General features: G+C 59.7%; 29 protein-coding genes. 16 read left to right on the top strand and 13 right to left on the bottom strand.

Features of this window, described 5'->3' with window-relative positions; all coding sequences use genetic code 11:
• Positions 1–22 precede the first annotated feature (22 nt).
• From JFT86_RS07715 to JFT86_RS07695, 5 genes are all read right to left on the bottom strand, one after another.
• Positions 23–1,261, bottom strand: a complete 1,239-nt coding sequence (locus JFT86_RS07715; protein ID WP_201236330.1) for a heme biosynthesis protein HemY — start codon at positions 1,259–1,261, stop codon at positions 23–25.
• Positions 1,258–2,400 (bottom strand): uroporphyrinogen-III C-methyltransferase, encoded by a 1,143-nt coding sequence (locus tag JFT86_RS07710; protein ID WP_201236329.1) that lies wholly within the window; start codon positions 2,398–2,400, stop codon positions 1,258–1,260. The genes JFT86_RS07715 and JFT86_RS07710 overlap by 4 nt, the downstream gene beginning before the upstream one ends.
• 16 nt (positions 2,401–2,416) lie before the next feature.
• Entirely contained in the window at positions 2,417–3,184 is a 768-nt protein-coding gene (locus tag JFT86_RS07705) for a uroporphyrinogen-III synthase (protein ID WP_201236328.1), read from the bottom strand.
• Complete coding sequence (hemC, locus tag JFT86_RS07700; protein WP_103302549.1) at positions 3,181–4,122, bottom strand: hydroxymethylbilane synthase; 942 nt, start codon at positions 4,120–4,122, stop codon at positions 3,181–3,183. The genes JFT86_RS07705 and hemC overlap by 4 nt, the downstream gene beginning before the upstream one ends.
• Positions 4,123–4,260: 138 nt before the next feature.
• Positions 4,261–5,007 (bottom strand): LytTR family DNA-binding domain-containing protein, encoded by a 747-nt coding sequence (locus JFT86_RS07695; protein WP_038359143.1) that lies wholly within the window; start codon positions 5,005–5,007, stop codon positions 4,261–4,263.
• A gap of 474 nt (positions 5,008–5,481) precedes the next feature.
• Between JFT86_RS07695 and argH the strand changes: the two genes are divergently transcribed.
• A complete protein-coding gene (gene argH, locus JFT86_RS07690) occupies positions 5,482–6,876 on the top strand; it encodes an argininosuccinate lyase (RefSeq protein WP_201236327.1) in 1,395 nt (464 codons plus the stop codon).
• A 106-nt stretch (positions 6,877–6,982) separates the two neighbouring features.
• Here the strand turns inward: argH and JFT86_RS07685 are convergent, their stop codons facing one another.
• Entirely contained in the window at positions 6,983–7,642 is a 660-nt protein-coding gene (locus tag JFT86_RS07685; protein WP_201236326.1) for a glutathione S-transferase, read from the bottom strand.
• A 123-nt stretch (positions 7,643–7,765) separates the two neighbouring features.
• Between JFT86_RS07685 and JFT86_RS07680 the strand changes: the two genes are divergently transcribed.
• The 3 genes from JFT86_RS07680 to JFT86_RS07670 all read left to right on the top strand — a co-directional run bounded on the left by JFT86_RS07680 (position 7,766) and on the right by JFT86_RS07670 (position 11,586).
• Positions 7,766–8,050 carry a hypothetical protein gene (locus tag JFT86_RS07680; RefSeq protein WP_122596690.1) on the top strand — a complete coding sequence of 95 codons (285 nt, stop codon included), beginning with the start codon at positions 7,766–7,768 and terminating at the stop codon, positions 8,048–8,050.
• A 254-nt stretch (positions 8,051–8,304) separates the two neighbouring features.
• Positions 8,305–8,550, top strand: coding sequence for a TIGR02647 family protein (locus JFT86_RS07675; RefSeq protein ID WP_008084565.1), 246 nt, complete (start codon positions 8,305–8,307; stop codon positions 8,548–8,550).
• Positions 8,551–8,742: 192 nt separating this feature from the next.
• Positions 8,743–11,586 carry a class I adenylate cyclase gene (locus JFT86_RS07670; protein ID WP_201236325.1) on the top strand — a complete coding sequence of 948 codons (2,844 nt, stop codon included), beginning with the start codon at positions 8,743–8,745 and terminating at the stop codon, positions 11,584–11,586.
• A 7-nt stretch (positions 11,587–11,593) separates the two neighbouring features.
• Here the strand turns inward: JFT86_RS07670 and rnk are convergent, their stop codons facing one another.
• The 3 genes from rnk to cyaY all read right to left on the bottom strand — a co-directional run bounded on the left by rnk (position 11,594) and on the right by cyaY (position 12,830).
• On the bottom strand, positions 11,594–12,004 hold the full coding sequence (gene rnk / locus JFT86_RS07665) for a nucleoside diphosphate kinase regulator (protein ID WP_007911103.1): 411 nt from the start codon (positions 12,002–12,004) through the stop codon (positions 11,594–11,596).
• A gap of 270 nt (positions 12,005–12,274) precedes the next feature.
• A complete protein-coding gene (locus tag JFT86_RS07660; RefSeq protein WP_201236324.1) occupies positions 12,275–12,493 on the bottom strand; it encodes a DUF1289 domain-containing protein in 219 nt (72 codons plus the stop codon).
• Positions 12,494–12,497: 4 nt separating this feature from the next.
• A complete protein-coding gene (gene cyaY, locus JFT86_RS07655) occupies positions 12,498–12,830 on the bottom strand; it encodes an iron donor protein CyaY (protein WP_007911100.1) in 333 nt (110 codons plus the stop codon).
• A gap of 327 nt (positions 12,831–13,157) precedes the next feature.
• On the opposite strand from cyaY, the gene JFT86_RS07650 reads away from it, so the two are divergent.
• The 6 genes from JFT86_RS07650 to JFT86_RS07625 are packed head-to-tail and all read left to right on the top strand — an operon-like array spanning position 13,158 to position 17,764.
• Positions 13,158–13,331, top strand: coding sequence for a lipoprotein (locus tag JFT86_RS07650; RefSeq protein ID WP_042561715.1), 174 nt, complete (start codon positions 13,158–13,160; stop codon positions 13,329–13,331).
• Positions 13,332–13,340: 9 nt separating this feature from the next.
• Positions 13,341–14,588 carry a diaminopimelate decarboxylase gene (gene lysA / locus JFT86_RS07645; protein WP_201236323.1) on the top strand — a complete coding sequence of 416 codons (1,248 nt, stop codon included), beginning with the start codon at positions 13,341–13,343 and terminating at the stop codon, positions 14,586–14,588.
• 3 nt (positions 14,589–14,591) lie between these two features.
• Positions 14,592–15,422: a diaminopimelate epimerase gene (gene dapF, locus JFT86_RS07640; protein ID WP_008084573.1), complete on the top strand. Its 831-nt coding sequence runs from the start codon at positions 14,592–14,594 to the stop codon at positions 15,420–15,422.
• A gap of 13 nt (positions 15,423–15,435) precedes the next feature.
• Entirely contained in the window at positions 15,436–16,161 is a 726-nt protein-coding gene (locus JFT86_RS07635) for a DUF484 family protein (RefSeq protein ID WP_103302558.1), read from the top strand.
• 2 nt (positions 16,162–16,163) lie between these two features.
• Entirely contained in the window at positions 16,164–17,063 is a 900-nt protein-coding gene (xerC, locus tag JFT86_RS07630; protein ID WP_039757393.1) for a tyrosine recombinase XerC, read from the top strand.
• The gene (locus JFT86_RS07625; RefSeq protein WP_201236322.1) at positions 17,060–17,764 is read left to right on the top strand and encodes an HAD-IA family hydrolase; all 705 of its coding nucleotides are present in this window, start codon (positions 17,060–17,062) and stop codon (positions 17,762–17,764) included. Before xerC ends, JFT86_RS07625 begins: the two co-directional genes overlap by 4 nt.
• 242 nt (positions 17,765–18,006) lie before the next feature.
• Here the strand turns inward: JFT86_RS07625 and sutA are convergent, their stop codons facing one another.
• From sutA to glnK, 4 genes are all read right to left on the bottom strand, one after another.
• Positions 18,007–18,333 carry a transcriptional regulator SutA gene (gene sutA, locus JFT86_RS07620; RefSeq protein WP_007920420.1) on the bottom strand — a complete coding sequence of 109 codons (327 nt, stop codon included), beginning with the start codon at positions 18,331–18,333 and terminating at the stop codon, positions 18,007–18,009.
• A 102-nt stretch (positions 18,334–18,435) separates the two neighbouring features.
• Positions 18,436–18,861 carry a secondary thiamine-phosphate synthase enzyme YjbQ gene (locus tag JFT86_RS07615; RefSeq protein ID WP_201148218.1) on the bottom strand — a complete coding sequence of 142 codons (426 nt, stop codon included), beginning with the start codon at positions 18,859–18,861 and terminating at the stop codon, positions 18,436–18,438.
• A 215-nt stretch (positions 18,862–19,076) separates the two neighbouring features.
• Entirely contained in the window at positions 19,077–20,414 is a 1,338-nt protein-coding gene (locus tag JFT86_RS07610; protein ID WP_201236321.1) for an ammonium transporter, read from the bottom strand.
• 38 nt (positions 20,415–20,452) lie between these two features.
• On the bottom strand, positions 20,453–20,791 hold the full coding sequence (gene glnK, locus JFT86_RS07605; protein ID WP_002555808.1) for a P-II family nitrogen regulator: 339 nt from the start codon (positions 20,789–20,791) through the stop codon (positions 20,453–20,455).
• A 395-nt stretch (positions 20,792–21,186) separates the two neighbouring features.
• Here glnK and JFT86_RS07600 point away from each other — a divergent pair, with 395 nt between their 5' ends.
• The 6 genes from JFT86_RS07600 to JFT86_RS07575 all read left to right on the top strand — a co-directional run bounded on the left by JFT86_RS07600 (position 21,187) and on the right by JFT86_RS07575 (position 26,136).
• On the top strand, positions 21,187–21,447 hold the full coding sequence (locus JFT86_RS07600; RefSeq protein WP_201229224.1) for an accessory factor UbiK family protein: 261 nt from the start codon (positions 21,187–21,189) through the stop codon (positions 21,445–21,447).
• A 364-nt stretch (positions 21,448–21,811) separates the two neighbouring features.
• Positions 21,812–22,324 (top strand): Bro-N domain-containing protein, encoded by a 513-nt coding sequence (locus tag JFT86_RS07595; RefSeq protein WP_201236320.1) that lies wholly within the window; start codon positions 21,812–21,814, stop codon positions 22,322–22,324.
• Between the two features lie 195 nt (positions 22,325–22,519).
• Positions 22,520–23,065 (top strand): N-acetyltransferase, encoded by a 546-nt coding sequence (locus tag JFT86_RS07590; RefSeq protein WP_347340310.1) that lies wholly within the window; start codon positions 22,520–22,522, stop codon positions 23,063–23,065.
• A 664-nt stretch (positions 23,066–23,729) separates the two neighbouring features.
• Entirely contained in the window at positions 23,730–24,266 is a 537-nt protein-coding gene (locus JFT86_RS07585) for an N-acetyltransferase (protein WP_201231708.1), read from the top strand.
• Between the two features lie 34 nt (positions 24,267–24,300).
• Complete coding sequence (locus tag JFT86_RS07580) at positions 24,301–24,471, top strand: hypothetical protein (protein ID WP_171057229.1); 171 nt, start codon at positions 24,301–24,303, stop codon at positions 24,469–24,471.
• 171 nt (positions 24,472–24,642) lie between these two features.
• Complete coding sequence (locus JFT86_RS07575; protein ID WP_201236319.1) at positions 24,643–26,136, top strand: YifB family Mg chelatase-like AAA ATPase; 1,494 nt, start codon at positions 24,643–24,645, stop codon at positions 26,134–26,136.
• Positions 26,137–26,222 lie beyond the last annotated feature (86 nt).

Here is a 26,222-nt window from a genome sequence, read left to right as displayed (position 1 = left end):
GGGAGCAACCTCCCTCGTGATTTCAGACGCGAGCCGGGACTGGCAACGGCGCGGCCAGCAAGCGCTCATCCAGCAAGCCGAGACCTTCCTGGAACAACTGATTGCTGCGCTCGGTATCACCCAGTTGCGCGAGCAAACGTGCCAGCTCTGCACAGGCCTCCGGATTACGCTGCACGCGCAGACTGCTTTCCAGATAATCCCGTGCCTTGCCCCACAGGCTGGTTTGCAGACACAGACGGCCCAGGGTCAGCAGCAGGCTCGGATCATTCGGATGATCCTTGAGCCAGCCTTCGGCGGTCTGCAATTGACGCGCCGGATCACTGCCGCGCACCAAACCATAAAGACGCGCCAGATGACTGTCGTATTTGCGCTTGAGCGCCGTGCGCAGCACTTCTTCCGCCTGCACCTGAGCGCCCAGCTGACGCAGCTGTTCGGCATAGGCCAGCACCAGTGGCGGTTCCTGGCGTTGCGCCGACGTGAGTTGCTGCCAGGCCCGATCGAGCGATTGCGCGCCCACCGAGCCATCCTCCTCGCGCTGCGCTGCCAGCGACAGGTTTTCACCCCAGGCGCGACGTTCAAGCTCAGCCAGTTCAGTGGCCGGCAGGACCTTGTCCTTGCGTAGCTCCGGCAACAGACGAATCACCGCCGACCAATCACCGCGCTGCTGATACAGACGCTGCAACTGGCGCAGCGTCTGCACATTGTGCGGATGGCGCTCATGCATGGCCTGCAAGGTCACCAGTGCGCCGTCGGTATCGCCCCGATCGGTCTGCAACTGCGCGTGGCTCAAGGCAATCGCCAACTCCGCCTGTGGCTGACGCTCCAGCGCACGCTCCAGCAGGTGATCGGATTCCTCGTAATTGCCTTGCTCGTTTGCCGCGCGGGCAGCGCCGAGGTAATACAGCAACGGTTGGCGTTCGGCTTCGGCGGCCCGATACAAGTGCCGCTGGGCGCTGGCCCAGCGACCTTCGGCCAGATCCAGTTGACCGTGCTCGATCGCCACTTGCACGCGACGGCTACGGTTGCGCCGCGACCATGGATTGACCACGCCAGTGGAAGCCATGACCAGCTCGACCAGAGCCTTGATGCCCCAGATCAGCAACCACAACACCGCGATCAGCGCCAATGTCGCCCACAGGCTCGACTCATAACGGAAGGTCTTGTAGGCGATCAGCACGTAACCGGAATGCTCGGCAATCGCCAGGCCTAGCGCTGCCGTCGCCGCGATCACCAGGAACACGATCACATAGAGGCGTTTCATGGCGTGGCCTCCTGCGCAGTGTTGGCAGCAGGTTTGGCGAAGGGTTTCACCGACTCTTCGGCGTTGACGTTACGCCGTTCCAGATAGGCTTGTACGGCACTGAGTGTGCCGGTCAGATCCGGTGTGTTGACCGTGACCGGCTCCTTGCTCAGCTCACCGACCTGTTCAAGCATGACTTTGCTTTGCGGATTGTCCGGATTGAAGTTGCCTTTGAGCACGTCACGCGCCTCGGCCAGCGCTTGGGTGTAAACCGCCGCCTGACCATTGAGCGCCGCCCACTGCGCCTGCTCCAGCGCCAGGCTCAGGGCCAGACGCACCTGGCTCAGGCTTTGCCCGGCCAGCAAAGGTTTAACATTTTTGTCTGCGTTGAAATCGATCCGAATGTAGCGCGAGACCTGATCCCACCACTGCGCCCAACGACTGGCGCCGTCACCATCGGCGGTCAGGCCGAGCAGCGACTCGCCGCGATCCTTGTATTCCGGTGCCAGTTCGGTGAGGTCGATGACTTGATCGCGCAGAGCGCCCAGTCGCAGGAACAATCCAGTGCGATCCGGCTGCTCGGTGCTGCGCAGCGCGACCAGGGTTTTCGCCACTTGCTCACGGGCGGCGAAGGAGCCGGGGTCGTTCTGTTCACGAAGGATTTCGTCGGCGCCCTGCACCAGCGCCTGGGCGCTGCTGATGTCCTGCAAGGCCAAAAGGCGCAGGCTGGCAAGACGCAGCAAGTGTTCGGCTTCGGCCAGACGCCAGTCCTTGCGGCTGGCGCCGAGCACGGTTTCCAGACGTTGATTGAGGCGCTGTTGATCGCCCTGAAGCTGCGTCACCAGACGCTGGCGCTCAGCGAGCTCGTCGGCTCCCGGCAACTGCGCGAGGCGCTCGGTCAGGCGCTGCTCGTTGAGCTTCAGGCTCTGCGCCTGATCGTTCAACGCCTGCACCTGACCCGACTGCTGTTGAGTATTTGTTTGCAGGTGACGCACCTGCCAGACTCCCCAACCACCGATTGCGACACCGGCAGCACCGAGCAACAGGGCGACGATGGCCAGGCCATTGCCTCGGCGCGGCTCTTTGGCCGGCAGTGGAGTTTCAACCGGTGCGTCAATCACCGGTTGGACGTCATCTTTAGGCAAGGCTGTTTCGCTCACGTATCCATCCTTTGCATTAGAGAACGGGCCCGGGATGCTCCCGTAACGCCGTCAGCAAAGCCGCGGCACTCGCGCCGCGGCAATCCACAACTGTTTGAGCCCCGGCGGCATGTGCCAGCTCGGCGACCCTTGGGCTTGGAACAAACAACGGCAACCGCGCAATCGTCGGCCACGTATCGCCGGCCATCTGACGCAAGTGCTCGAAACCCTGTCCACTGCTGACCACCAGCCCGTTCAAGCGTTCCGCTTCGATCCGCCGCGGCAGTGCTTGCGGCGCATAGGCTGGCAAGTCTCGTCGATACAATTCCAGATACTCGACACTAGCACCAAGCTCGCGCAGGCGCTCGGCAAGCAGCTCGCGACCGCCCTCCCCGCGCAGGATCAACACCTGCGAGCCGGGTTGCGTGACAGCCTCGCGCAGACGCGGCAATTGCAGCAAAGCCTCACTGTCATCACCGCCGTCCGGGAAATGAGCGTCGAGGCCACGATCCTGAAGAATCTGCGCCGTCGCCGCACCGACGCTGAACCATGGCATCGCCAACGATTGCAGCCCTTGGGCATCGAGCAGTTGCACCGCAATGCGTGCAGCCGGTTTGCTGACCACAATCACCGCGCTGCAGTTCGGCAACTGCGCAATCGCCTGACGTATTTTGTCAGAGACCGGCAGCGGCGCGATTTCCAAAAGCGGCAGGCAACTGCTGAAAATCCCCTGCCCGGCCAACGTCTCGGCGAGCGCCGCACAGTCATCGGCAGGGCGCGTCAGCAGCAGGCGCCAACCGATCACTCGTGACCTGCCTCGCCGTAGACTGCCTTGAGAATTTCTTCGGCGCCCTGGCCGAGCAAGTCCTCGGCAACCTTTACACCCAGCGCTTCGGCATCGGCGCGTGGCGCGCGGGCTTCAGCGCTGATCAGTCGACCGCCACTCGGCTCGCCGACCAGACCGCGCAGCCACAACTGCTCGCCTTCGAGCACCGCGTAGCAGGCGATCGGCACTTGGCAGCCGCCATTCAAATGTTTGTTGAGTGCACGCTCGGCGGTCACGCGTGAAGAGGTATCAGCGTGATGCAGCGGCGCGAGCAAGGCGTGAATTTCAGTATCGGCGCTGCGGCATTCGATGCCGACCGCGCCCTGACCACCGGCCGGCAGACTGTCATCGACACTGATGGCCGAAGTGATGCGATCCTCGAAACCGAGACGGATCAGACCGGCCGCCGCGAGGATGATCGCGTCGTACTCACCGGCATCGAGCTTGGCCAGACGGGTGTTGACATTGCCGCGCAGGAAACGGATTTCAAGATCCGGGCGACGAGTCAGCAACTGCGCCTGACGACGCAGGCTTGAGGTGCCAACGATGCTGCCGGCCGGCAACGCCTCAAGGCTTGCATAGGTATTGGAAACGAAGGCATCACGCGGGTCTTCGCGCTCGCAGATGCAGAACAGACCGAGGCCTTCAGGGAAGTCCATCGGCACGTCTTTCATCGAATGGACGGCAATGTCTGCTTCATTTTCCAGCAACGCGGTTTCCAGTTCCTTGACGAACAGGCCCTTGCCGCCAATCTTCGACAGCGGCGAATCGAGCAGCTTGTCGCCGCGACTGACCATGGGCACCAGCGTCACCAGCAAGCCCGGATGGGCCGCTTCCAGACGGGCTTTGACGTATTCGGCCTGCCAGAGGGCCAGCGCACTTTTACGGGTGGCGATGCGGATTTCGCGAGAGGACATGGATCAATCCGTACTGAATAGATACGGCGGATAATAACAGCTCAGCCAAATCCACTTTGACTTGAATCAGAAACGGCGTGGCCTCCCTGGCCTGCGATGCCTGGTAAAAAGACTGGAGAACCGCCCGGAAAGACCGGGTTACAGGCCCTGCATCATCTTGCGCACACCCGCCACATGCCGACGGCTGACGATCAGCGCATCACCATTGAGGCCTTTGAGGAACAGCTGGAAATGCCCCAGCGGCGTACGTTGCAGACGTTCGATGCGGTCGCGGGCGACGAGCGCGTTGCGATGGATGCGCACAAAGCGCTCGCCGAATTCATCTTCGAGGGCCTTGAGCGGTTCGTCCAGCAGCACTTCGCCGGCTTCATGGCGCAAGGTCACATACTTGTGGTCAGCAATGAAATAGACCACCTGATCCAGAGGAATCAGTTCGATGCCTTTGCGGGTACGCGCACTGATGTGACTGCGCGGGCCATTGCCACTTTCGGCAGCAGGACGGGTCAGGGCCGATAGTTGCGCCCGATTGGGACGTTCAGCCCGTTTCAGGGCGTCATGCAGATGTTCGGTTCGCACGGGTTTCACCACATAGCCCACGGCGCTGGCCTGCAGGGCTTCCACGGCAAATTCATCGGGACTGGTGCAAAACACCACGGCAGGCGGCGTTTCACGCTCGCACAGACGGGCAGCGACTTGCAGGCCATCCAGGCCAGGCATGCGGATATCGAGTAACACGATATCCGGCTTGTGGCTGTCGATCAGCGCCAACGCCTCTTCGCCGTTCGTGGCGCTGGGCTCCAGGACTGTGTAACCCTCGAGCTCGCTCACCATTCGGCTGAGGCGCTCGCGAGCCAGTGGTTCGTCATCAACGATCAGGACATTCATATTGCGCTGGATTCCTGCGTGAGTCTCGCACAAGGATAGCGTAGACAGGTGAAGTGACGTCCGTCACCGCGATCCACGCTAAGACTAGCCCGAGCGCCAAAAAGTGCCGTACGTCGGCCAGCAATATTTGCCAGTGTCCGGGTCGTACTGCTCGAAGCCCGCTGTTTCCTGCGCTTTGCGCGGGGTTTGCCCAAGGACAATACACCCACCCCCTGTTCTTTCTTATAGTCGGCAGCCAGACCTTTGCGCGATCCGGTTTGCACCGACCCTTATGTCCAACTGTAGACGCTCGTCGGGCCGATATTGCTCAATCGAAAAATATCCTTACGCAAATCATCGAAGTAACGCGCCGACTATGCATGAGACGTTGAGAAAAAAACGTATCGACCGGTGTCAGCGACAGGATTGGCAACCCTGTTATTATCCGCGCCAGCGTTTCACGCCTTTTTTCTTCAAGCCGATACGAGCGAATTCATGAGCACTGACAAGACCAATCAGTCCTGGGGCGGCCGCTTCAGTGAACCCGTCGACGCCTTCGTCGCCCGCTTCACCGCCTCCGTCACTTTCGACCAGCGCCTGTATCGCCACGACATCATGGGCTCCATCGCCCACGCCACCATGCTGGCCAAGGTCGGCGTGCTGACGGATGCCGAGCGCGACAGCATCATCGACGGCCTGAAGACCATTCAGGGCGAAATCGAGGCCGGCCAGTTCGACTGGCGCATCGACCTCGAAGACGTGCACATGAACATCGAAGCACGTCTGACCGACCGCATCGGCGTCACTGGCAAGAAACTCCACACCGGCCGCAGCCGTAACGACCAGGTTGCCACCGACATCCGCCTGTGGCTGCGTGATGAAATCGACCTGATCCTGGCCGAAATCACCCGCCTGCAAAAAGGCCTGCTGGAGCAGGCCGAGCGCGAAGCCGCGAGCATCATGCCGGGCTTCACCCACCTGCAGACCGCGCAGCCGGTGACCTTCGGGCACCACATGCTGGCCTGGTTCGAAATGCTCAGCCGTGACTACGAGCGCCTGGTCGACTGCCGCAAGCGCACTAACCGCATGCCTTTGGGCAGCGCCGCGCTGGCCGGCACCACTTACCCGATCGACCGCGAGTACACCGCGCAACTGCTGGGCTTCGATGCCGTGGGCGGCAACTCGCTGGACAACGTTTCCGATCGCGATTTCGCCATCGAATTCTGCTCGGCCGCGAGCATCGCGATGATGCACCTGTCGCGTTTCTCCGAAGAGCTGGTGCTGTGGACCAGCGCGCAGTTCCAGTTCATCGATCTGCCAGACCGCTTCTGCACCGGCAGCTCGATCATGCCGCAAAAGAAAAACCCTGACGTGCCGGAGCTGGTACGCGGCAAGACCGGCCGTGTGTTCGGTGCGCTGATGGGCCTGCTGACCCTGATGAAAGGCCAGCCACTGGCCTACAACAAGGACAACCAGGAAGACAAAGAGCCGCTGTTCGACGCCGCCGACACCCTGCGCGACTCGCTGCGTGCGTTCGCCGACATGATCCCGGCGATCAAGCCGAAACACGCGATCATGCGCGAAGCGGCGCTGCGCGGTTTCTCTACTGCGACCGACCTGGCGGATTATCTGGTGCGCCGTGGTCTGCCGTTCCGTGATTGCCACGAGATCGTTGGCCACGCGGTGAAATACGGCGTGGACACGGGCAAGGATCTGGCCGAGATGAGCCTGGAAGAACTGCGTCAGTTCAGCGATCAGATCGAACAGGATGTGTTCGCCGTGCTGACACTGGAAGGTTCGGTGAATGCCCGTGACCATATCGGCGGTACTGCGCCGGCGCAGGTCAAGGCTGCCGTGGTGCGCGGTCAGGCACTAATCGCCGCCCGCTAAAAGCAAAAGCCAAAAGCATCGCGAGCAGGCTCACTCCTACATTGGAATTCGTTCCCCTGCAGGAGTGAGCCTGCTCGCGATAGCTGCGTTCAACTCACTACAAAACTCACTTCTTCGCAGCGATCATCGCCAAAAACGCTGGCATCGCCGCCTCCTTGTCCGCAGCAATTTTCTGCACATGCGGATTCTGCTCCAGCCGCTCCAGCAATGCTTTTGCCTGCGGCATCTCAGCCAACAAATCAATCCCGAACAGTTTCTGCCCGACCGCACACGCCAACGGCACGCTGTAGAGGAAGTACAAGTCAGCAATGCTCAGGCTGTCACCCGCCACGTACGGGGCGAATCTGCCGTGGCGGCCCAGTGCAGCAAAACCCAGCAGCAGCTCGGTTCTGGTCTTTTCCTTGATCGCCTCCGGCAGCGTTGCGCCGAAAAAAGCTTCGCCATAACAGGCGCGGCCCGGCAGTTCGATGTACAGCTCGATTTCCTTGGCCACCGCCAGCACCTGCGCACACGCAAACGGTTCGGTCGGCAGCAGCGGCACGCCTTTGCCTACACTTTCGATGTATTCGAGCATCACCATCGTTTCGTTGATGTAGCCATCTTCGACCCCCAACACCGGCACCTTGCCGCGAGGACTGATCTTCAAGGACTCCGGCGTCGGGGTCGGGTAGAACGTCACCTCCTCAAATGGCAGCCCCTTTTCCAGCAGCGCCAGTTTGACCATGTTGTAGTAATTGCTGACCGAAAATCCGTAGAGTTTGAACATCACATTGCCTCCAGGCCGTGCGGGGTGGGCGGTGTCTGTTTATAGATCGCCCGGGCGATTCCTGCCAGCAGCATCACCGCACTGAATGCAGGTAAACTGGCGCCTTTCCTTGAGGAGCCTGCCATGAGCGAGCCGACAGACATCGACAACGACGAAGAAGAGTTCACCGAGGCTACTTTGATCGAAGCCATCGAGAACCAGATCGAAAGCGACAATCCACCAGCGGCCAAAGCGACTTTCAACAAGTTGACCCTGGTGGGCACTGAGCGTGAAGAAATCCTCAATCTGATGGCTCACGTACTGGCCTACGAGATTGACGCGATGCTTGATGAAGACCGCGCATTTGATACTGAATGGTATGAAGCGGCACTGCGCGCATTGCCAGAGCTGCCACCCGAAAAGCAGTAAGCCCCTATCCTGTAGGAGTGAGCCTGCTCGCGATAGCGTTCTGTCAGTGAAGAATATGCTGACAGGCACTCCGCTATCGCGAGCAGGTGAAGGCCTACAATGTTTGTAACGTATCCATCCGGCCAACTCCCACCTCCCGACTACACTGGAATCCGCCTCAAGACAAAATCCCTGATCTGAGCACTGGACACGCCGCAAAAGCGGGTTCACCTTAGGGACGCTGTCGTCCAATTCCTAGAAAGTCTGGAGTCCTTATGTCGCTTACCCCTGAGTTGGTTGCCGAACTGGAAGTCCTCGCACTCTTTCCCCTGGACAGTTCCCAGGAAGGTTTGAAAATTCATCAGACCGCTGCCCCGAAACATATTTCTGCCGCCAAACGCCTCTTTGAAAAAGATCTGACCGATCAGCCCGATGGCGGGTATCTGACCAGCCTCGGTCGCGACGCTGCACAAAATGTGCAAACCGTGCTGACCATTCTGAGAGAGCAAGAAACCGCCTGATCCCCCCGACTTCGCCCACGGGAACTCCTGCCACGGGATTTCCGCGGGCCTGCCCGGACGTCAATCGTCGTCAGCGATAGAAATCTGACGTCAAAAAACAAATTCAGCTTAAAACTCCCGCCGCGCAAAGGCTAAACTGCCTGCCACATCTAGCCCCTCTACGTCCGAGCCTGCGAGCCGGTTTGAGCTGACATGACGCGCACCCATGAAATCCGCCCCGACCTGGACGAGGGAATTGATCGCAAGGTTCTCAGCCAGCTGCGCGCGCGATTTCTAAAACTCAATGAAGGCCGCCTCGGCCGCGCCCTCGAAGGTTTATCGCCACGCCAACAGAGCGTGCTGACGCTGTTGCCGCTGTTCTTCCACGTCAATCATCCGCTGCTGCCGGGTTACGTATCGGGCAGTACGCCGGCCGGTCTGTCGAATTACGATCCCGACGCCACTGTGCTCGCCGAAGCCCAGCGCCTGACGCGTTCGTTCTCTTATAAGCCGCGCCACGGCAGCAACCCGCCGCGACCGATTCACGGTCTGTTCCTGATGGGTAGCCTCGGCACGCTGGCCCAGGCCGATCAAAGCGACATGGACGTGTGGGTCTGCCACGCGCCGGATCTGAGCGAGAGCGAACTCGCCGAGCTGAGCAAGAAATGCCAGTTACTCGAAGTCTGGGCCGCGAGCCAGGGAGCTGAGGCGCACTTCTTTCTGATCGACCCGGTGCGCTTCGTCAAAGGCGAACGCGACAGCCAACTCAGCTCCGAAAACTGCGGCACCACCCAACACTATCTGCTGCTGGACGAGTTCTACCGCACCGCGATCTGGCTGGCCGGGCGCACACCGATCTGGTGGCTGGTGCCGGTTTACGAAGAAACCGCCTACGACATTTACACCCACACCCTGCTGTCGAAGCGCTTTATCCGCGCCGACGAAACCCTCGACCTCGGGCACTTGGCGACTATTCCGCCGGGCGAGTTCATCGGTGCCGGATTGTGGCAGCTGTTCAAGGGCATTGAGTCGCCGTACAAGTCAGTGCTCAAACTGCTGCTGACCGAGGTTTACGCCAGCGAGCATCCGAAAGTGCAGTGCCTGAGCCTGCGCTTCAAAAAAGCCGTGTTCGCCAATCAGCTGGATCTCGATGAACTCGACCCGTACATGGTCGTGTACCGGCGTATAGAGGAATACCTCATCGCCCGCAACGAGCCGGAACGGCTGGAGCTGGTACGCCGTGCGCTGTATCTGAAGGTCAATCGCAAGCTCACCGGCAACAGCCGCAGCCAAGGCTGGCAACGCGCGTTGCTGGAGCGTCTGGCCAACGAATGGCATTGGGATCAGCGGCAACTGGCGCTGCTCGATAGCCGCAGCCAGTGGAAAGTCCGTCAGGTCAGCGCCGAACGCCGTGCACTGGTCAACGAGCTCAATTACAGCTATCGCTTCCTGACCCAGTTCGCCCGTACCGAACAAACCGTCAGCCTGATCAACAAGCGTGATCTCAATGTGCTCGGTCGCAGGCTTTATGCCGCATTTGAACGCAAGGCCGACAAGGTCGAGTTCATCAACCCCGGGATCGCCCCGGATCTGGCTGAAGACACCCTGACCTTGGTGCAATCGCGCAACAAGAAGGAACCCGGGCAGACTCAGTGGGGCTTGTACAACGGCAGCCTCACGGCGCTGGAGTGGGAACACTTTGCGCCGATCAAGCGCAGCCGCGAATTGCTCGAATTGCTGACCTGGTGCCATCGCAACGGCGTGATCGACAGCAGCACCCGCCTGGCCCTGCATCCCGGCACCAGCGACCTGAGCGAGTTCGAACTGTTCAACCTACTCGGCAGCCTGCAACAGTGCATCGCCCTGCCCTTGCCCACCGTGGCCGAAGAACCGCTGTTGCGCGCAGCCGTGCCGAGCGAAGTGCTGATGCTGGTTAACGTCGGCGTCGATCCGCTCAAGCATCACCGCGACCTGAACATCCTGATGACCACCGAGCGCACCGACTCGTTGAGTTACGCCGGGGTCCGCGAAAACCTCGTGCTGACCCTCGATCAGGTCACGCTCAATAGCTGGAACGAAGTGCTGGTCAACCGTTTCGACGGCCCCCACGCCCTGCTCGATTGCCTGCGCGACTACCTCAATAATCTGCCACGCGGGCCGTTGCAACCGTCGCTGAAGGTGCGCTGCTTCTGCCATAACCGTGCGCAGTTCATTGCCCGCCGCGTGGAAGAAATCGTCGATACCGCGCAAAACCTGCTGCTCAGCGAACTGAATCACCGCTACCTGATTCAAGTGCAACAGCACTATCACGTGCTGGAACTGGTGCCGGGCCAGGTCAACCATGTCGCCCTCGCGACATTGCCGGCACTGCTCGATTACCTCGGCGAAGAACAGCCGCGCTACAGCCCGCTGCACCTGGACCCGATGGCGCTGGAGGATCACGACCTTGCGCTGATCCTGCCGATGGGCCAGCCGGAAAGCATTCAGGTGTTCTACCGGATCACCGAACAGCAGGCCGAGTTGTACGTGCTGGATGAGTTCAACGCGCTGTGGCAGCAACATTTGCCGTATCACGATGAGCAAAGCCTGCTGGTGCCGCTGCAGCGTTTCCTGCAATCGATCCAGTATCGACGCGATGCGCTGCTGCCGATGGACGCCGCGCCTTCGGCCAGCCTTGAGACTTTGTATTACCAGATATTGCCTTCTGGCCCGGGACGGGCGCGACGGGTCGAGGCCCGGCCGGCGCCGCAGACACCCGTCAACAAACCGTTTTACGACGTGCAGGCAATCGTCGGCAAAGCCGCACCGGGGGAAGTGCAAGTCACCCTGTATTGCAATCAACGGGAATTCAGCGAGCTGGAACATGGCGACCAGCTGTTCAGCGTGGTCGCCCGGGAGATCGTCGATCAGCGCCGTGAAACCGAACGCTATCGCTGCTACATCACCGACCTGGACCTGTCGGGCCTGCTCGGTGACGGGCAAAGTTCAAGCAATCTGTATCTGCGCTACAAGGCCGACCTGGAGCGCGCCCTGAACGAGGCGCTCGAACAGGTCTGAGGCGGGATTACTCGGGGAATGCGCCACCGTTGGCGGGCTGCGATTCGACTTCGAGCAAAGTCAGCTTGAGGGTCTTGCCACCGGGTGCTGGCCAGTCAATGTGTTGACCGACTTTCAGGCCCAGCAGTGCGCTGCCTACCGGCGCCAGGATCGATATCTTGCCTTCGTCGGCATTGGCGTCCTTGGGATAGACCAGCGTCAGGTGGTAATCCTTGCCACTGCCTTCTTCGCGGCAGTGCACGCGAGAATTCATCGTCACGACATCGGCGGGTACTTCATCGTGACCGACCACTGTATCGGCGCGGTCCAGTTCGGTTTGCAGCGCAATCACGCCCGGCAGCGTGTCGTCCAGGCTGTCGATCAGGCGCTCCAGACGTTGCACGTCCAGACGGGTAAGGGTGATGGAAGGTGCGGTCATGATCCGGGCAGACTCCTTTCTTCTGCACAAAAAAAGCAAAACCCCGCCAAAAAAGACGGGGTTTTCACCGAGCCTCGGTGGGTTGAGGCGTGTTCGGACACTATCACAGCTCAAAAAATATACAAGCCACCCACCCGATCAGCCCAACTCAATCCTGAGGGAGACTTTGTGGTGAGGGGATTTATCCCCGATGGGTCGCGCAGCGGCCCCAAGCTTTTTGAGACTGCTGCGCAGTCTGTCGGGGATAAATCCCCTCACCACAGGGTTGAGTCAGGCCAAGGATCTGCGAGCAGCGGCTTGAGTAACAATCACCCTACGGCGCTGATCATCCGCCGAGCGCCATTCGCGGATGTCTTCGACATGCCGGTAGCAGCCAAGGCAAACCTTCTGTTCATCCAGTCGGCACACGCCGCTGCACGGTGAAGGCACCGCCGGGCTGACGTTGCTGTAAAGCGGCTTGGGCGGACGAACGGGAGCGGTGTCAGTCACGGAATCACAGGCCTTCGAAATCGAATTCGGCGCCGGCCTGCTGCTTGACGATGCGCTCGAGCATTTCGCCGAGCTGCTCTTCGCTCTTGTCGCACATCCAGCGCTCGCTCTCTTCGTCGTAGTCGAAGTGGAAACCACCGGACACCGCCGCCAGCCACAGCTGACGCAATGGCTCCTGACGGCTGAAGATCAGCTGCGAGCCGTTTTCGAACTTGACGGTGAGGACACCGGCCGAGTTCTCCATATCGATATCCAGGTCGCTTTCGTCAAAGATGTCTTCCAGTTTTTCCTGGGTTTCATCGACCAGATCGTGGAAACGGGCTTCGGACAAACTCATTGCGGCAACCTCAAAAAATGTCTGATCAGGCTCAAGCGCCGAAAGATACGGACGCCGCAGGCCGATTGCAAAGGATAACGACCAAGCACCCTCAGCCCCTCCGATACCCAACCCTTGTAGGAGTGAGCCTGCTCGCGATAGCGGTGTGTCAGTCAACATATATGTATCTGACACTCCGCAATCGCGAGCAGGCTCACTCCTACAGGAGATTGCGGCGGTTCCGGTAGCTTTGGGCAAGGCCCGCCGGACGGGAACCCCCTCGCATAGGCAAGCTGCCGGGTGGCCGGTATACTCCGGCGCAATTAACGCATTTTCAAGGATTTCGCCATGAAGCGCCTGATCTCTTCCCTTGCTGCGCTCGTCGCGGTTGCCTGCCTCGTTTCGGCCTGCGGTCAAAAAGGCCCGCTGTACCTGCCCGATGATGATCAGGACCCGGCCGAGCAAGCCCAGTCTTCGCAAAAGCAGCCTGCCTCCAAGGCACACAAGCACGACGTTTACTAAGGGATCGCCATGGACGCTTTTAACTACCGTGGCGGGGAGCTGTTCGCGGAAGGTGTGGCGCTGTCCGCCATTGCCGACCGCTTCGGCACACCGACCTACGTCTACTCCCGCGCGCATATCGAAGCCCAGTATCTGGCCTACGCCGATGCGCTGGCCGGCATGCCGCATCTGGTGTGCTTTGCGGTCAAAGCCAACTCCAACCTCGGTGTACTGAATGTCCTGGCCCGTCTCGGCGCCGGTTTCGACATCGTCTCCCGTGGTGAACTGGAGCGTGTACTCGCCGCTGGCGGCAGCGCCGACAAGATCGTGTTTTCCGGTGTCGGCAAGACCCGTGACGACATGCGTCGCGCGCTGGAAGTCGGCGTGCACTGCTTCAACGTCGAATCCACCGACGAGCTCGAGCGTCTGCAAGTGGTTGCCGCCGAGCTGGGCGTTCGCGCGCCGGTTTCGCTGCGCGTGAACCCGGACGTCGATGCCGGCACCCACCCGTACATTTCCACCGGTCTCAAAGAGAACAAGTTCGGCATCGCCATTGCCGACGCCGAAGACGTGTACGTGCGCGCCGCACATCTGCCGAACCTGGAAGTCATCGGTGTCGACTGCCACATCGGTTCGCAACTGACCACGCTGCCGCCATTCCTCGATGCCCTTGATCGCTTGCTCGATCTGGTTGATCGCTTGGGCGATTGCGGCATTCACCTGCGCCATATCGATCTCGGTGGCGGTTTGGGCGTGCGTTATCGCGATGAAGAGCCGCCATTGGCTGCCGACTACATCAAAGCCGTGCGTGAGCGTCTGAACGGTCGTGATCTGGCGCTGGTGTTCGAGCCGGGCCGTTTCATTGTTGCCAACGCTGGCGTGCTGCTGACGCAGGTCGAGTACCTCAAGCACACCGAGCACAAGGATTTCGCCATCGTCGACGCGGCGATGAACGACTTGATCCGCCCGGCGCTGTATCAGGCCTGGATGGACGTCACTGCGGTCAAACCGCGTGACGGCGCTGCGCGCAAATACGACATCGTCGGCCCGATCTGCGAAACCGGCGACTTCCTCGCCAAGGACCGTGAGCTGGCACTGGAAGAAGGCGACTTGCTGGCCGTGCATTCGGCCGGCGCCTACGGTTTCGTGATGGCCTCCAACTACAACACCCGCGGCCGTGCCGCCGAGGTGCTGGTGGACGGTGATCAGGTTTTTGAAGTGCGTCGCCGCGAGACCGTGGCCGAGCTGTTTGCCGGCGAAAGCCTGCTGCCGGAGTAACCCATGCTGCTGCGTTTTACCAAAATGCACGGCCTGGGCAACGACTTCATGGTTCTCGACCTGGTCAGCCAGCACGCGCATATTCAACCCAAGCACGCCAAGCAATGGGGCGACCGGCACACCGGTATCGGTTTCGATCAATTGCTGATCGTCGAGGCACCGAGCAATCCGGACGTGGATTTCCGTTATCGGATCTTCAACTCCGATGGCTCGGAAGTTGAGCAGTGCGGCAACGGTGCGCGCTGCTTTGCGCGCTTCGTGCTCGACAAGCGTCTGACCGCCAAACGGCAGATTCGCGTCGAGACCAAGGGCGGCATCATCGAACTGGACGTGCGTAACGATGGCCAGATCGGCGTGAACATGGGCGCTCCGCGCCTGGTGCCGGCGGACATTCCGTTCGAAGCGCCGGCGCAGGCCATCAGCTATCAGCTGGAAGTCGACGGCACCACAGTCGAACTGGCCGCCGTGTCGATGGGCAACCCGCACGCGGTATTGCGCGTGCAGGACATCAACAGTGCACCGGTGCATGAGCTGGGCCCGAAAATCGAACACCATCCGCGCTTCCCGGCGCGGGTCAATGTCGGTTTTCTCCAGGTCATCGACCGCAACCGCGCACAACTGCGCGTGTGGGAACGTGGCGCCGGGGAAACCCAGGCCTGCGGCACCGGCGCCTGTGCCGCCGCTGTCGCAGCAATCAGTCAGGGGTGGATGGATTCGCCGCTGTTGATCGACTTGCCCGGCGGGCGTCTGTCCATTGAATGGGCAGGCCCTGGCCAACCGGTGCTGATGACCGGTCCGGCAGTGCGTGTATACGAAGGACAAGTGCGTCTTTGAGTGAGCAGAAACCATGACCGATAAGCCTCAGGTACCCGCCCGACAGTCCGACGAATCAGCGTCCGAGAGCCTGGAGGCGGCAGCGGTTGCCGCATACCTTGAGGCTCATCCGGACTTCTTCGTCGAGCATGAAGAATTGCTCCCGGCCTTGCGTATTCCCCACCAGCGCGGCGATACCGTATCGCTGGTTGAACGGCAAATGACCATCCTGCGCGACCGCAATGTCGAGATGCGTCACCGCCTCTCGCATTTGATGGACGTCGCCCGCGACAACGATCGTCTGTTCGACAAGACCCGTCGCCTGATCCTCTCGCTGATGGACGCCGCCAGCCTGGAAGACGTGGTCATCAGTGTCGAAGACAGCCTGCGTCAGGACTTTCAGGTGCCCTTCGTCAGCCTGATTCTGCTCGGCGACAATCCCGCGCCGGTCGGTCGCTGGGTGACCCACGCCGACGCGCAAACGGCCATCGGCGGTCTGCTCACCGAAGGCAAAAGCGTCAGCGGCAACCTGCGCGAACATGAACTGGATTTCCTCTTCGGCGAAGAACAGCGCAAGCAGATCGGCTCGACCGCCGTAGTTGCCGTCAGTCATCAAGGCATCCACGGGATTCTGGCGATTGCCAGCCGTGATCCGCAGCACTACAAGAGTTCGGTCGGCACACTGTTCCTGAGCTACATCGCCGAAGTCATGGGCCGCGTGCTGCCACGGGTCAACAGCTCCCTGCGCTCGGTACGCTGAGCATGGAACGACAACTGGACGCTTACTGCGAACACCTGCGCAGTGAGCGGCAGGTGTCGCCGCACACGCTGTCGGCCTACCGCCGCGACCTCGATAAAGTCCTCGGCTGGTGCATCAAGCAGAACATCGGCAGTTGGGCCGCGCTGGATATTCAGCGCCTGCGCAGCCTGATCGCCCGCCTGCACGCGCAAGGCCAGTCCTCGCGCAGCCTCGCTCGCCTGCTCTCGGCAGTGCGCGGGCTCTATCACTATCTGAATCGCGAAGGCCTTTGCGACCACGATCCGGCGACGGGTCTGGCGCCACCGAAGGGCGAACGTCGCCTGCCAAAAACCCTCGACACCGACCGCGCATTGCAACTGCTTGAAGGTGCGGTCGAGGATGATTTTCTTGCGCGGCGTGATCAGGCGATTCTCGAATTGTTCTACTCCTCCGGCCTGCGTCTTTCCGAGCTGACCGGGCTCAACCTCGATCAACTCGACCTCGCCGATGGCATGGTGCAGGTGCTCGGCAAGGGCAGCAAAACCCGTCTGCTGCCGGTCGGTAAAAAAGCCCGCGAAGCCCTCGAACAGTGGCTGCCGTTGCGGGCGATGACCAATCCGGCGGACGACGCCGTGTTCGTCAGCCAACAAGGCCGACGCCTCGGCCCGCGAGCGATTCAGGTGCGGGTCAAACTGGCCGGCGAGCGTGAACTGGGGCAGAACCTGCATCCGCACATGCTGCGGCACTCTTTTGCCAGCCACTTGCTGGAATCCTCGCAAGACCTGCGCGCGGTGCAGGAACTGCTCGGCCACTCGGACATCAAGACCACGCAGATCTACACCCACCTGGACTTCCAGCACCTGGCGGCGGTCTACGACAGCGCCCACCCACGGGCCAAACGCATGAAAGGCGACGATTCATGAGCATCCAGTTGATCACCTTCGACCTCGACGACACCCTTTGGGACACCGCCCCGGTGATCGTCAGCGCCGAAGCGGTATTGCGCCAATGGCTGAGCGAACACGCGCCGAATCTGGGCGCGGTGCCGGTGGAACATTTGTGGGCGATTCGTGAGCGGGTGCTGACCAGCGAGCCGGGGCTCAAACACCGCATCAGTGCGTTGCGTCGGCGTGTGTTGTTTCATGCGCTGGAAGAAGCAGGCTATGCCCACGGCGAAGCATCAGAGCTGGCGGACAAGAGTTTTGAGGTGTTTTTGCATGCGCGGCATCAGATCGAAGTGTTTCCTGAAGTTGAGCCGGTGCTAGAGATTCTCGCCAATCATTACTCGCTCGGCGTGGTTACCAATGGCAACGCCGACGTGCGCCGGTTGGGGCTGGCGGACTACTTCAAATTTGCGCTGTGCGCGGAAGATATCGGCATCGCCAAGCCGGATGCGCGACTGTTTCACGAAGCATTGCAGCGCGGTGGCGCCAGCGCCGAAACCGCCGTGCATATCGGCGATCATCCGGGTGATGACATTGCCGGGGCGCAACAGGCCGGGTTGCGGGCTATCTGGTTTAACCCGGCGGGTAAAGTCTGGGAAGCCGAGCGTTTGCCGGATGCAGAAATTCGCAGCCTCACCGATCTGCCAGCCGTTCTCGCACGCTGGAATGCCAGGGCCTGACACAATCCCTGTGGAAACCATGTGGCGAGGGGATTTATCCCCGATGGGCTGCGAAGCAGCCCCAAATGCAGCGCATCGTGCTTTCCTGACAATCCGCGCAAGCTGACTTTACGACTGCTTCGCAGCCGATCGGGGATAAATCCCCTCGCCACACAAGCCTCTCTTACAGGGCGTCCCTGTTATTTCAGGCATGAAAAAGCCCGCAGCGACGGCGGGCTTTTTCAGCAAGCAAGCGGCACGCCTCAGATAGGGCGGCTACCGTACTTGTTGTCCGGCTTCTTCGGCGGATCGGCGACCACGTTGGCCTCCACTTCCTGCACTTTTCCGCCACGCGACAAGAACTCTTCCATGGCCTTGGCCAGGGCGTCGCGCTCCTTGTTCTTGGCTTCAATGCTCGGCAACTCATCAACCGACACCGCAGCCTTGGCTTTGCCTTTGGCAGCCGGGGCCGGCGTATCGTCACCGCCATCGTCATCAGCAACGTCTTCCGCTGCTGCTTCCAGGCCTTCCTCGGCCTCGTCTTCGTCGCCTACTTCGAGGTCGTCGTTTTCCAGATCATCGTCGCTCATGTTCTACCTCATGACTTGCGAAAAGCAGATTAGTTATAGACCAGCTTTGGCAACTGTCGAAAGTCGCCGTTAAAAAATCAGTAACCATTGGTGACCAACGGTTTATGCCCCTTCACCGTGCAAGGTGGCGAGGACTTTTCGAGCACCGCCATGATCACGGTGCTCGCCCAGATAAACGCCTTGCCAGGTCCCCAGTGCCAACCGACCTGCCGAAACCGGCAGACTGATCTGGCAGCCAAGCACGCTGGCCTTGAAGTGCGCCGGGAGGTCGTCCAGGCCTTCGTCGTTATGCTCATAGCCGTCTGTTCCTTGTGGGATCAGACGATTGAAAAATCGTTCGAAGTCGCGACGGACCGCCGGATCGGCGTTCTCGTTGATGGTCAACGACGCCGAGGTATGCTGCAGCCACAAATGCAACAGACCGACCCGGCACTCCCTGAGTTCAGGCAGGCCGTTGATCAACTCGTCTGTTACCAGATGAAAGCCCCGGGGCCGTGCCCGCAGGGTTATCAGAGTCTGTTGCCACATACAGTTCTCCGCACGTTCGGGGCGCATTCTAGCGCGCTCTGGGAAAAAACAAAGGCCCTAATATTCCTGCAATGATGTAAGCCATTGGCCGCAGAAAAACGCCCGTCGTAAACACGACCAAAGCCGTATGAAAAATCCATTCAGCTGTATCGTGATCGACAAATTCCAGACAAAAAAATGCCCGGCAAGCCGGGCAAGTTTTTCAATGCGCGTACTTACAAGTTGTAGCCGCGTTCGTTGTGTTGTGCCAGATCGAGGCCTACCGACTCTTCTTCCTCGGTCACACGCAGACCCATGACGGCGTCCAGGACCTTGAGGATGATGAAGGTGACGATCGCGGTGTAGATGACGGTGAAGCCGACGCCTTTGCACTGAATCCAAACTTGTGCGGCGATGTCGGTCACAGTGCCGAAGCCACCCAGCGACGGTGCGGCGAACACACCGGTGAGGATCGCGCCGAGGATACCGCCGATACCGTGTACGCCAAACGCGTCGAGGGAGTCGTCATAACCGAGTTTGCGCTTCAGGGTAGTGGCGCAGAAGAAGCACACCACGCCCGCCGCCAGACCGATCACCAGTGCGCCCATCGGGCCGACGGTGCCGGCAGCCGGAGTGATTGCAACCAGACCGGCAACCACACCCGAGGCGATGCCCAGTGCGCTAGGTTTGCCGTGGGTGATCCACTCGGCGAACATCCAGCCCAGTGCGGCAGCCGCGGTAGCGATCTGGGTGACCAGCATCGCCATGCCGGCAGTGCCGTTGGCCGCAGCAGCGGAACCGGCGTTGAAGCCGAACCAGCCGACCCACAGCATCGCCGCGCCCATCAGGGTGTAACCCAGATTGTGCGGAGCCATCGGCGTGGTCGGGAAACCTTTGCGCTTGCCCAGTACCAGGCAGCAGATCAGACCGGCCACACCGGCGTTGATGTGCACCACGGTGCCGCCCGCGAAGTCGAGCACGCCCCAGTCCCACAGCAGGCCGCCATTACCGGACCAGACCATGTGCGCGATCGGCGCATAAACGAGGGTGAACCAGATGCCCATGAAGATCAGCATCGCGGAGAACTTCATCCGCTCGGCGAACGCACCGACGATCAGCGCCGGGGTGATGATCGCGAAGGTCATCTGGAAGGTGACGAACACCGCCTCAGGGAACAGCGCCGCAGGCCCGGTCAGGCTGGCTGGCGTGATGCCCGCGAGGAACGCCTTGCCGAAGCCGCCGACAAAGGAGTTGAAGTTGACGACGCCCTGCTCCATGCCGGTAGTGTCGAACGCGATGCTGTAGCCATAAATGACCCACAGAACGCTGATCAGACCGGTAATGGCGAAGCACTGCATCATCACGGAAAGAATGTTTTTCGAGCGAACCATGCCGCCGTAGAACAGCGCCAGGCCCGGGATGGTCATGAACAGCACGAGGGCTGTCGAGGTGAGCATCCAGGCAGTGTCGCCGGAATTGAGGACTGGGGCCGCCACTTCGTCTGCCGCCATAGCAAGGCTGGGCATTACGATGGACAACAGGGCTCCTAGCCCTGCGAATTTACGCAGAGTCATATTGTTTTCTCCTGGGGCGTTGGGGTTTGTGGCGGCGTTTAAATCGCGTCGGTATCGGTTTCGCCGGTACGGATGCGAATCGCCTGTTCCAGATTGACCACGAAGATCTTGCCGTCACCGATCTTGCCGGTGTTGGCCGCCTTGGTTATCGCCTCGATAACCCGATCCAGATCCTTGTCGTCGATGGCCACGTCGATTTTCACCTTGGGCAGAAAATCGACCACATATTCCGCGCCGCGATACAGCTCGGTGTGACCCTTCTGCCGGCCGAAGCCTTTGACTTCAGTAACGGTAATGCCCTGCACGCCGATTTCGGACAGCGACTCGCGCACGTCGTCCAACTTGAACGGCTTGATGATGGCAGTGACTAGCTTCATGAAACTCTCTCCCGAATTGGTGGACTTGCCCCAGGAAAACAAACCCGACTCAAGTCTAAGCGCAGTGCCTGGCTTTGTAACGCATCGCTGACGCCAGCTAACCGCATCAGACGAAACTCCCCGCTTCGCCTGCCGCACTGCATTCGTCACAGCGACTGCATCAGTGCATGGGTCGAAGGTGACTAAGCAGAAACCTTGCCATCTCGCCAAAACCCACTGATTTCAATCCCTTGGCCGCTGCCGCAGACACGCTCGTACAAAACGCCCGGTGGATACGCACAACAACGGTGCGCCGCCGTCCATCCGTTTGCGCGAAAAGCGTGCATCCCAGCCTGCGCAAATGACTATAGACACTGCGTGATACACTGCCGGCCATTGTTTCCAGGACATTTCCCATGCTCGCGCCCAAAGACTTCCTCGACGCCCTGAGCGGCACCGCCTCCCGCCTGTTCAACGGCGAAACGCCGCTACCGAAAGCCGAAATCGAAAGCCAGTTCAAGATGCTGCTGCAAAGTGCGTTCAGCAAACTCGACCTGGTGAGCCGTGAAGAATTTGATAGTCAGATGGTTGTACTGGCCCGCACACGAGCCCGCCTCGAAAGCCTCGAAGCCAAAGTTGCCGAGATGGAAGCCAAGCTGACACCGCCCGCTGAATAATCCGCGCCCCCTGTAGGAGCTGCCGAAGGCTGCGATCTTTTGATCTCCAGCCCTTCAACCATCCCGGCAACGTCCTACAACCTGCAACACCGCCGTCCGATTGCGCCGAAAAGCCCAGGTTTCTAAGCTCACCCGATGCTGAATGTTCAGCACCGGGTTTGGCGACCTGGATAGAGTTCGACGCATTGCGACCATGTTCGTCCCTGGGACTTTTCCCATCTCGAATTATGGCGGCTGTGCGTGGGAGACCTTAGGGTCTGCCGGTTCCGGATTCACCGGTTCGCCAACCTGCGCATAGCTGCCACCCCTATCGTTTGGCGACGATCAGAGGCAGTTTTCTTCATTCGAATTCGAGAACTGCACCATGGAAGAAACCTATTTAAAGCCTTACATCTTCACCCGCCACAAACTCCCCCTCCACGCCCTCCTCATCCAAAAACAACCCTGGTTCTGCGCCCGAGACCTGAGCCGCCTGCTGCACATCCATCTCAACGAACGCATGCTGCGAAAACTCGACCCCGACCAATACCAAACCCGCAAAATCCTCATCCACAACCAGATCGAAAAAACCCTGCTGATCAGCGAATCCGGCATCTACGCCCTCCTCGTCTACCACTACTGCCCCGAATACCGAGCGCTACGCGAATGGCTCACCCACCAAGTCATCCCCACCCTGCGCGACGCCCAACACCCCACCACAAGCGAACGTCCACACCTGAGCCTGCTCAGTTGGCCGGACATGACGTTGAGTTTGTTGCACTGGAATAACCAGCCGTGGATACGGTTACAAGATGTGCCACACATGGTGACGGAGCGAGAACAGGTAAACCGTACGGCTGTGAACTCATGGTGGAGAAAGGCTCTGCAATTGATCTGAATTTTTGCGCTGCAACCTCACCAAAGGTCATTTCAGTGATGCCACTGAAATGACCTTTTTTATGTCTTCATTTTCTCCAGCCCCCTACTCCGAAATCCCCCTCTCACAGAAGTAACGTCCTACAAAACGCGTCCCCCACGTCTGATTTCGCTGCCCCCTCTCTGCTGGCTATCTTCTGCGACCAGATCCAAACAGATGAAAACAATGAGAAGAAAAGGCAAAGCAACGGATCTTCGTAACCAGACATTCAGATCAAACTCGCGAAAGATCGCCCACAAATTCTTTCTCAAGAACATTGCCCCGAGAATCCCGAATATTGATGCAGCAGCGGTCAAGTTTGAGCCAATTACCCCAGCAGCGATAACGCAATACTTTCTCTGGGAGGGGCCAACAATTTTCCCTTGGAATGACGTTGCAGACTGGAAAAGTAAAGATGCGAAAGGTCTGGATTTGGCGATATGGTACAAACAGATTCTTTGCGGCATGTGCTATGCGACCCCGCGCGCAAGCTCTATCTGCTTAAAGATTATTCTGTTGGAAGGGCATCCGGACAGTGCGCACCCGCTTCGCGGCAGGATCGCGCCGATTGCTCTGCTTGTCGCAGATCACTATGCGCGAGCGCTAGGATGCAAAGAAATCGAGATTCAGGATCCTGATCCGAATGTTGTTTTTTACTACCGAAAACTGGGGTTCGAATTCGACCACACCAACCGGCTTGTCATTTCTGTGGACGGTCAATAACATCGAAATCAACAACCCAATCGCACGAGGTGCGTATGAGCCCAAAAAAGCGAAAGGCAAAGCTTCTTCAGATTGTTGAACTACATCTCGAAGCACTCCGGTTGGCTGGGGATATGTCAGCCAACCAACGGCGATTTATTGAAGTTGCTGTTACATGTGGGCCAGCGCTTGAGCCAAGCGGCCCGCTGGCCGGTAGAAGATCCTGAGTCAAAAATAAAAAAGGCGTCCATAGGACGCCTTTTTTGTGTTCAGAAGAGTAGTCGCAGCGATTCTTTAGCTCCTGGCTTTACGGCCTTGGGTTCAGAATCCGACAGGCTAGCCCGTCGTCACTACTTCAGAGAAACCAGCTTTCTCTGCTGCCAAAAATGCGGGGGAGCTTTGCTGGTGCCCAGTCCCGACGAATGCGCAGTTGCAGTCCTCGAGCGGGAGGATCCTTCAGTACCGCTCAGGAGTCAAAGCTCATTTACGATCGAGAGCAGCGTAAAACCCTCATCCATGCCGACATCAAGTATTGCCTCTCCGCCCCCTCACATCCTGAACTGGCCATCTCCAACGTCCTTCACTAACGCAAGCACAGTCCTACGAGGACCGTCCCCTACGTCTGATTACGTAAGCATCAATGCCTTCGATATCGTCTGCATATTGATCCCGACAGAACAAGACGATGCGAAGAAAAGGCAAAGGTACCGAGCTTCGAAATCAGACACTCAAATCTGAATCGCGCAAACTCGCACATCAAGCAATGTCCATGGACCCAGGAGCCCTGGCGGCTGGAGTTGATGCTCTATCACTCAGGATCGATCCGATTACTCCAGTAGCAATCAACGCATTCCACCAGTGGACCGGCCCCGCTGGGTATCCTTGGGACGCTGTTTTGGACTGGAAGACCAAAGATGCAAAAGGGCTGGACTTGGCGTTGTGGTACGAAGAAGAACTGTGCGGACTGTGCTACGCAACACCGCGAAGAAGCACGATCTGCATGAAAATCGTCCTTTTGCAGGGACACACCTGCAAGACGAATACCTTGCGGGGCTGGATCGCTCCGATGGCATTGCTGACAACAGAGTTCTACGCCCGGAAGCTGGGGTGCACGCAAATCGAAGTACAAGAGCCAGACTCAGGCGCCATCCCTTACTATCAAACGCTGGGATTTTATTTTGATACAACCGGTCGCCTTGTCTTTCCATTGGACGACCAATAAGATCGAATCAAGCATCCCGGCACGTGAGGTGTTTATGAAGCAGAAGAAGCAGAAAACCCAACCGGCACGGGTGTCCAAACCGGGTACCGAGGCACTCGGATTGCCGGACAGAGTTTCAGCCAGTCAGCGGCATTTTCTGAAAGTGGCCGCGACCTATGGCAAGGAAATGGAGCCCGATGGTTGGCTCGCCGGTGGTGGAACCTGAGTACCGCCAAAATAACCGCCTGACAGGCGGTTTTTTTATGCCTGAGGATTAGTGCCTCCGGCAACATCCAGTGAAAGTTCGCCCTTAAAACTGTCCGACCAACTCCCTCTCCCCAGACTACCCTTCAAAAACCCGCAGGAAGCGGCCCCCGATTCAGCTCAAGGAACGACCATGTCCCTCTCCATCGTCCACAGTCGCGCCCAGATTGGCGTGGATGCTCCCGCTGTCACCGTCGAAGTTCATCTGGCCAACGGTCTGCCATCGCTGACCATGGTCGGCCTGCCCGAGGCGGCGGTGAAGGAGAGCAAGGATCGGGTGCGCAGCGCGATCATCAATTCCGGGCTGCAGTTTCCGGCGCGGCGGATCACCTTGAATCTGGCGCCGGCGGATCTGCCCAAGGATGGCGGGCGGTTTGATCTGGCGATTGCTCTGGGGATTCTGTCGGCGAGTGTGCAGGTGCCGTGTCTGACGCTCGATGATGTGGAATGTCTGGGTGAGTTGGCGTTGTCCGGCGCGGTACGAGCGGTGCGCGGGGTTTTGCCGGCAGCGCTGGCGGCGCGCAAGGCGGGTCGTGCGCTGGTGGTGCCGCGGGCGAATGCCGAGGAAGCGTGTCTGGCCTCGGGTTTGAAGGTGTACGCAGTGGATCATCTTCTGGAAGCCGTGGCGCATTTCAACGGGCATACGCCGGTGGAACCTTATGTTTCGGACGGCTTGATTCATGCCGCCAGACCCTATCCCGACCTCAACGAAGTGCAGGGGCAAATGGCAGCCAAACGTGCGCTGCTGATCGCGGCGGCGGGAGCGCACAACCTGTTGTTCAGCGGGCCACCGGGGACCGGCAAGACGCTGCTGGCCAGCCGCTTGCCGGGACTGCTGCCACCACTGTCCGAATGCGAAGCGCTGGAAGTGGCAGCGATTCAATCCGTTGCCAGCGGCGCGCCACTGACCCATTGGCCACAACGCCCCTTCCGCCAGCCGCACCATTCGGCCTCCGGTCCAGCGCTGGTCGGTGGCAGCTCAAAACCGCAACCCGGCGAAATCACCCTCGCCCATCACGGGGTGCTGTTTCTCGATGAACTGCCGGAGTTTGATCGCAAGGTGCTGGAAGTTTTACGAGAGCCTTTGGAGTCGGGGTTCATCGTGATCGCCCGGGCCAAGGATCGCGTGCGCTTTCCGGCGCGATTTCAGTTGGTGGCGGCAATGAATCCGTGTCCCTGTGGATATCTTGGCGAACCGAGCGGCAAGTGTTCTTGTACACCGGACATGGTGCAGCGTTATCGCAACAAACTGTCGGGGCCGTTGCTGGATCGGATAGATCTGCACCTGACGGTCGCGCGGGAGGCGACAGCGTTGAATCCAGAGGTGAAACCAGGAGAGGACAGTGCCAGTGCGGCGGCCGTCGTGGCCGAGGCACGGGAACGCCAACAGAAACGCCAGGGTTGCGCCAACGCGTTTCTTGATCTGCCGGGGTTGAAGCGGCACTGCAAGTTATCCACAGCCGACGAAACCTGGCTGGAGTCTGCCTGTGAACGGCTGACCCTGTCACTGCGCTCGGCGCACCGGTTGCTCAAGGTCGCCAGGACGTTGGCCGATCTGAGCCAGGAAAAAGACATCACGCGCGAACACCTGGCGGAGGCTTTGCAGTACCGGCCGGCAACACAATGAACATCGGCGCTGCTCGTAAACGGACGATCCTGAAAAATAAACGTCCGAGCGCTGATGGCCATTGGCCGAGATGTGATATAACGGCG

The organism is Pseudomonas sp. TH06 (genome assembly GCF_016651305.1).
Classification (GTDB): Bacteria; Pseudomonadota; Gammaproteobacteria; order Pseudomonadales; family Pseudomonadaceae; genus Aquipseudomonas.
Note: the sequence above shows the minus strand (reverse complement) of the source record. Positions and strands in the feature narration are given on the sequence as shown.